The 6521-nt window shown below is 31.9% G+C and carries 7 protein-coding genes; 3 read left to right on the top strand and 4 right to left on the bottom strand.

All coding sequences use genetic code 11. The features are described 5' to 3' along the window. Nucleotides 1–53 precede the first annotated feature (53 nt). Together C9E89_RS21095 and C9E89_RS21090 are read right to left on the bottom strand one after the other, a co-directional pair. Entirely contained in the window at nucleotides 54–332 is a 279-nt protein-coding gene (locus C9E89_RS21095; protein WP_107010109.1) for a type II toxin-antitoxin system RelE/ParE family toxin, read from the bottom strand. A gap of 845 nt (nucleotides 333–1177) precedes the next feature. Then, nucleotides 1178–1702, bottom strand: coding sequence for a plasmid replication DNA-binding protein (locus tag C9E89_RS21090; protein WP_107010110.1), 525 nt, complete (start codon nucleotides 1700–1702; stop codon nucleotides 1178–1180). Between the two features lie 274 nt (nucleotides 1703–1976). On the opposite strand from C9E89_RS21090, the gene C9E89_RS21085 reads away from it, so the two are divergent. From C9E89_RS21085 to herA, 3 genes are all read left to right on the top strand, one after another. After that, nucleotides 1977–2372, top strand: coding sequence for a hypothetical protein (locus C9E89_RS21085; protein ID WP_107010111.1), 396 nt, complete (start codon nucleotides 1977–1979; stop codon nucleotides 2370–2372). 416 nt (nucleotides 2373–2788) lie between these two features. Further along, nucleotides 2789–4051, top strand: a complete 1263-nt coding sequence (locus C9E89_RS21080) for a DUF4297 family anti-phage-associated protein (RefSeq protein ID WP_107010112.1) — start codon at nucleotides 2789–2791, stop codon at nucleotides 4049–4051. Beyond that, nucleotides 4045–5823 carry an anti-phage-associated helicase HerA gene (gene herA / locus C9E89_RS21075; RefSeq protein ID WP_116746710.1) on the top strand — a complete coding sequence of 593 codons (1779 nt, stop codon included), beginning with the start codon at nucleotides 4045–4047 and terminating at the stop codon, nucleotides 5821–5823. The genes C9E89_RS21080 and herA overlap by 7 nt, the downstream gene beginning before the upstream one ends. Nucleotides 5824–5967: 144 nt before the next feature. Here the strand turns inward: herA and C9E89_RS21070 are convergent, their stop codons facing one another. Both C9E89_RS21070 and C9E89_RS21065 read right to left on the bottom strand, forming a co-directional pair. After that, nucleotides 5968–6258, bottom strand: a complete 291-nt coding sequence (locus C9E89_RS21070) for a hypothetical protein (RefSeq protein WP_107010108.1) — start codon at nucleotides 6256–6258, stop codon at nucleotides 5968–5970. 9 nt (nucleotides 6259–6267) lie between these two features. Next, nucleotides 6268–6521, bottom strand: a 254-nt coding sequence (locus C9E89_RS21065; protein ID WP_213069657.1) for a HigA family addiction module antitoxin, incomplete at its 5' end; no start/stop codon positions are given.

The raw sequence follows: 6521 nt of genomic DNA, 5'->3' as shown, positions 1-6521 counted from the left end.
ACTCTGCAACTAACTCACCTGCATGAGCTGGATTATTCATCATCATATTCACCTCAATGGTAATCCTGATAATCTACGATATACGCATTACCATCTTTAAAAACAAAAGTCATACGCCAATTAGCATTGACTGTAATTGCCCAATGATTCTTTAAATTACCTTTCAACGGATGCAACCTCCATCCAGGAAAGTTCATTTCATCAATACTCTGTGCTTCATTCAAAGCTGTTAATTGACGTTTTAACTTTGTTGAATGAACAGATTGAATCCCTACTGTTGAACCTGTTTCAAAGAATTTTTCTAATCCTTTATGTTTAAAATTTATAATCACAACAAGTACCTTTGTATAGTTTTAATATACAGCAAATCATTCAGTAAAACTATACTGAAATAATGATCTCAACTCTCTCACATTCCCCACAGCCGTCGGGCAAGCCCTTGGGGCTGATGGTGAACGTTGAGAGAGTTTCGGCAATACTCACCCTAAGAGCTTGTTAAAAGACAAAGCCCTCAGAGTATTGCCGAGAACCAATTTTGGGCTGACGGAGCCACGCATCGGTCGTCCACGACAGTAGGTAATTGTGCTTTCCTACATAGGCTGAGATTACGATTTCACACACCGCATCGACACGTTCTCAAACCGAACAGTTTGCTTTTCTCTGCGAGGGTTTCCCCAACATACAATTTAAAGCTTCCCTGAACTACTCGCTGACGTTGTTGCTTTGTCGATTTCCCCTAGTAGCAACTCCTGCCTTAGATACGCTTAAATCGCTCTAAAACAATCGCTGTGGTGCGCTAGCGTCACTTATTCCTTCCACCCACACCACATGCCAACCGTATGCAACGGACACGCAGAAGCGGGCAAAGCTCGATCTAGGATGCTTATTTGATGGTTTTAAACACGTATTAACGAAGACTTATCATTTTAGGACTTGAACTAAACACTTTTTATTGTGAAAATAGAGTTCAGGTACAAGCCTTAGGTGAAATCATAACGGTCGCCAAACCTTATGATCTTCGTTATTCGATGGTCCAACATCAAATAACTGCGTACCGCTGAATATAAAGCGAAAGCCCTGAGTGTTGCAAGACACTTGGGGCTTTTTCTTTTGTTTAAATTGCTGATTTTCAAAAATGAATGTTGAACGGCAAAAATATCACCGATTTTGGCTCTAATTACTTTAAAAACTCACCGACCAATCTACGCAGCAATCCTTTTTTAGTTGGCTTATTTTCAGCTTCTTTTTTTTGTTGTTCTAGAACAGGCTGCTCACTTGTTCGTTTTTCACTATGTTCTAGCTGTAACGATTCTGTTTCTTGAGCATGTTCGTTACTTGTAATGTCTATTTTTGATTCTGTAGAGGGCTGATGTTCAATTCTGAGTTTATATTCATCAAAATCTTTTCTTAAATCATTTATTTGTTGCTTTAAAAAAGCTTTGTCATCTTCGGCTTTTTTAAGCTGTTCTTCGAGTAATTTTACTAGTTTCAGTTCTGTATCAGAAACACTGCCCTGAACAAGTTTTCGAACGTCTTTTTTAGTCACATTATCAAAAAGACGGATCATATCTTGTACCTGAACAAGCTGCACACCATCATCGCTTAACGTCGTGGTGAGTTCACCTTTTTTGATAGATCGATAAATTCGAGGTCGAGTGACGTTGAACTGTTTTGCTGCTTCTACGATGGTAATTTTTGACATACAGATTGAACGCCCCAGATAATTTTTAACATGTCACTTTCATTTGATAGCATTTTATGCGGCGACAGCCTATCCTGCGATAGAAAAATATGCCCTTAAAACCTATTTTTTCCGCTTTTGACTCGCTTAATAGCAATGGATAACGTCCAAACTGCTCTATAGTGCCCCATACTGCCCCTTATATTTTTTAATACTGCTCTATAGTGCCCCCTATACTTTTGAATACTGCTCTATAGTGCGCTAAAATGCTCTATACACACTTTAGGGTCATACAATGTTTGAAAACTATAAAATCACCAAAGAAATAGGCTTACGCATCCTCGAATTAAGACGAGAAGATGGACTGACCTTCCCTAAAATATCAGCAAAAATCAAAGCAGAATTTGGTGTTGATGTGGTGAGATCTTCGATTGAACGGTTCTATAAAAATTTCTTGAAAGGCAGCAGCAGGATTTTGCCGAACGATGTCGTGAATATTAGGATTAAGCATTCTGATCAGTTCAAAACAGAAAAACCTTTAAATAAGCCCCAGCCAGTTGTAGAAACGACCATTGAAGATTTTTCAGATAATCCAATCTTTAATTTACCTTGTGAAAAAAGTTTGAATCAGGCTTCAAGACCGAGTGATGAATTACTGAGTTTATTTAACCCCAAAAGACATACTAAATAGTGAACGTAAAACCGTCTTAAATGCGCTCTAAGCCCTTTTAAGTCGATTGGCAGGGATCAGGGTCATTATTTCAGTCCAAAGGGCTGAAATTGGCGCTGATTCATGGCGATCATTGTTGTTTTTGACTTAACAAAGTCGTGGAACATTGTTCACTAAATAATCGTGGAACATGAAAAATCCACAAAAAAGCCCAATCAGGTATGATTGGGCTTTTTTGTGGAGTCTAAAATAATGATTTATATGAAATAATTTTTTGCATTTCGTATAACGTGCATTATGTTAATTTTAGAAAATCTACATTAATCATTTTTACTACTATGACTAAGAGTAGAAATACTCAAATTAATAAATTATTATGGTTGCCAATAAGTAATTAAAATTTATAATATTTTCAAATTTATCTACAAGAGTCAGATATGACTAAATCTAGACAAGCCATAGATACAATCAGGGGGTATTACTACCAGTTTGATTTGACTATTAGTCAAATATTAGAGCAGAAAAATGAACAAAACATTATTACAATAGAAGGTATCGAAGATATAGATATTGCTTCAATAGATGGTAATACAACCATTCAGTGCAAATACTATCAAGGTACAACCTATAATCATTCAGAAATAAAAGATGCTATTATATTTTTCGCCGAACATTATGCTTCTGTTAAAAACTCACCTGATAAAAAAATTAGTTATAAACTATATGGCCATTATAAATCAGGACATGAAAAGTTAGATGTAAACTTAAATATTGATTTTTTTAAAAAACATTTTTTTAAGAAAACTTCTTATAAAGAAGTAAAAGATGTAGATGGTAAAAAAACAAAAGAAATCGATAAAATAACTTATAAAGATCAAGAATTAGGTTTTACAAATGAAGATATTTTAGATTTTATTTCATTAGTAAATATAAATATTAGAGGTAAGAGTTTCGAAGAACTAGAAAAACATGTTATAGACCAACTAATAGAAAACTTAGACTGTAGTGAAATTGAGGCTGAGTATTATTATAATAATAGTTTAGCTGTAATAAGGGAGTTAGCTAAATCTAAAGAAATCGTTTCCAGAAAAATATCTAAAGAAGACTTCAAAAAAAAGATATCTAAAAGTAATAAAAGAATTTTCAATATTTGGTATTCTAAAATTAGAGGTAAGAGCCATTATAATAAATATGTAAGAAAATCAATTTTTGATGACAGAAGCTCAAATCAACTTAGAATATTTCTTATTGACTGTCATGGTTTTAAAAAAAGTGAATTATTAAAAACATTAATGGATATCTCCGAAAAATGGTCTAATATGAACACTTCTAAGAGTATAGAATTATTTTGCCCCTATATATATATACACAATTATTGTGAAAATGAACTAGCTCAAATAAAGAATGAATTAATTGATAATAACTATTTAATTGAAGATGGTTACTATTATCTAAATTCTTCGTTCAACTCAAAACTTTTTATCAGAGAACCTACTAAAAACACGTGTAAATACAGAACAAATTTAAAAATTTTGAATAATTTAAAAGATTTAAATTCTGTGTTACAAGAAAGTGAAACAAAATATAAAATCATATTTCAATTTTATAGAAGTTCCCCATTTTTTTCTAGTGAAATAGTTTTAAACCATGAAATTTATTTTCAAGACCTCGAATGTATAAAAGAGATGATACTATGGTAAATTTTAAAGAACCTGAAAATAGCGCTATAGTTATTTCTGTTAAACCAAATAAGATAACGATTCAAGTTGAAGACTTACAAAGTTTTAAATTGGCTAATGAAACTTTAAAAGTTGGATCATACTTAAAAGTAACAAGTAATGATTCAGCAGTTTTAATGGCAATAATTGAAAATTTCTCTATCGGATATGATAATAATAATCAGAGAGTTTATTTAATAGAGGCACTACCTTTAGGTATATTAGATGATGGGAAGTTCACTCGTGGAGGTGATTCAATTGCAATTCCTCCTAGAAGGGTTGAACCAGCAACTATTGAGGATATGAAAAATATTTATCAGAATTTTGATTCTGATAAAAGCTTTATCTTTTCGAAGTTGACTGCGCGAAAGGAAATAAAAGTTCCTGTAAATGGTGATAATTTTTTCAACAAGCATATAGCTATTGTTGGTTCAACAGGTTCTGGAAAATCAAATACTTTGGCTAGTATTATTCAAAAAACAGTTAGAGACAATGGAGGATTAAAAAACAACTCACATATTATAATATTTGATATACACTCTGAATATAAAACAGCATTTCCAAATGCGAATTTCCTTGATGTTAATAAATTAAAGCTACCTTATTGGCTACTAAATAGTGAGGAACTAGAAGAAATATTGTTAGATACGGGTGAGAGGGACAACTATAATCAATCTTCAATATTTAGAAAATTAGTAACTTTAAATAAGAATAAATATAACCCTGAAAAAACAAAAATACATTATGATTCTCCTATAAAATTTGAAATATTAGAAATAGAAAATGCTCTATTTAATTTAAGAAATGAGACAAAGAATTATAAAAATCAGAATAAACATATGATAGTTAATGATGATTATTTTTTAGAGTCTAATGGAAACGTTAAAGAGGATTCTGGTATTGAGTTTAGTAATGAAGAGGAAAAGATAAAAGCTTATTTTAATGAAAAGTTTAAATTTCATAGTGTGAAAAGCAGCCATATAAATAAAGGAACATATGCTGACGGTACATTAGATAAGTTTTATATTCGTTTTACAGAAAAAATCAAACAGGATAGATTGAAATTCATGTTTGGAGAAGACGCAAGAAAATCTACATTTGAAGATATTCTTAAAATGTTACTAGGTTATGAAGATAAAAAAGAATCTAATATAACTATTATTGATCTAAGTGACGTTCCATTTGAGGTTTTAAGTATAACTGTTTCATTAATTTCTAGATTAGTATTTGAATATGGATATATTTATAAAAGATTACGTCATAATAGTAAACCTCAAGAGACCATAAATAATGATGCTCCAATACTATTAGTTTATGAAGAAGCACATAAGTACGTTCCTAATAGTGATTTAGTTAAATTTAGAGCCTCAAAAAAATCTATTGAACGTATAGCCAAAGAAGGACGAAAATACGGAGTTACTTTACTACTATCAAGTCAAAGGCCTTCTGAAATTTCAGAAACTATTTTTTCACAATGCAACAATTTCATTGCTATGCGACTAACGAATCCTGTTGATCAGAATTATGTAAAAAAATTATTGCCTGATTCTTTAGGTTCTCTCATTGATACTTTACCCAACCTAAAACAAGGTGAAGCACTTCTGATAGGAGATTCAATTGTTTTACCATCCCTTGTATATATAGATAGATGTAATCCAAAACCATCCTCTAACGATATTCCTTATTGGGAGTTATGGAAAAAGGATTGGATCAATCTTAAATTCGATCAAATCGTAGATGAATGGCATAAATAAGCACTATTTTTGTTTGAAACTTAGCTTGACCTTAAAATTTAATTAAGTCTAATATTTGAGCTAAGTTTCATAACATTGATTCTATTTTTACTCATAGGTCTTTGATCATTTACTTAACATAAAAGTGTTAGAAACCATTTAAACCTATTTAATCTCTTCTTTAAGGGAAATCAGATAATGTTCAACATATTTTAAGTATTCATCTTTTTTCTTATGAGAACCATAGACTTGAACTCCTTCTTCTTTTAAAAACTTACAAAAGTTTCTTGTCCTTTCTAACAGTTCATCTCTATCTTTTTTAAGCAAAAGCTCACGCCAAATACCTAAATGCGTATCAAATAGAAAAAAGATTCTAGAACCTTTTTTAAACCTGACTTTTGAGGACTGTGATTCCAAATTAAACAAGCAATCTGCTATATCTTGAATGTTCTGCATAAATCAAAATTAACACTGTACAAAAAATGGCTGAATCTGTGGACGCTGTTTTTGTGATTCCATCCAAAGTGAATGTTTAGATTGCACTCGCATTAACAGATCCGCACTGATTCCCAAAGCATCATGTAAACGCAAAGCAATATCTGCTGTTATTGGTGCTTTACCATTAATAATTCTTGAAAGTAGTGGACGTGTCACTTGAATACGTTCAGCAAGCTCAGTAATCGTAATTGCTTGCCCTTCGTCCTTTAGACCTTCTAACC

Source organism: Acinetobacter sichuanensis, from assembly GCF_003024515.2.
GTDB lineage: Bacteria > Pseudomonadota > Gammaproteobacteria > Pseudomonadales > Moraxellaceae > Acinetobacter > Acinetobacter sichuanensis.
The sequence above is the reverse complement of the archived record's forward strand: the minus strand, read 5'-3'. Positions and strand labels throughout refer to the sequence as shown.

What these genes read in the sequence shown, in the direction of transcription:
- C9E89_RS21070 (WP_107010108.1), bottom strand. Translation starts at nt 6,258, where the DNA reads ATGCAGAACATTCAAGATATAGCAGATTGCTTGTTTAATTTGGAATCA.
- C9E89_RS21085 (WP_107010111.1), top strand. Translation starts at nt 1,977, where the DNA reads ATGTTTGAAAACTATAAAATCACCAAAGAAATAGGCTTACGCATCCTC.
- herA (WP_116746710.1), top strand. Translation starts at nt 4,045, where the DNA reads ATGGTAAATTTTAAAGAACCTGAAAATAGCGCTATAGTTATTTCTGTT.
- C9E89_RS21080 (WP_107010112.1), top strand. Translation starts at nt 2,789, where the DNA reads ATGACTAAATCTAGACAAGCCATAGATACAATCAGGGGGTATTACTAC.
- C9E89_RS21090 (WP_107010110.1), bottom strand. Translation starts at nt 1,702, where the DNA reads ATGTCAAAAATTACCATCGTAGAAGCAGCAAAACAGTTCAACGTCACT.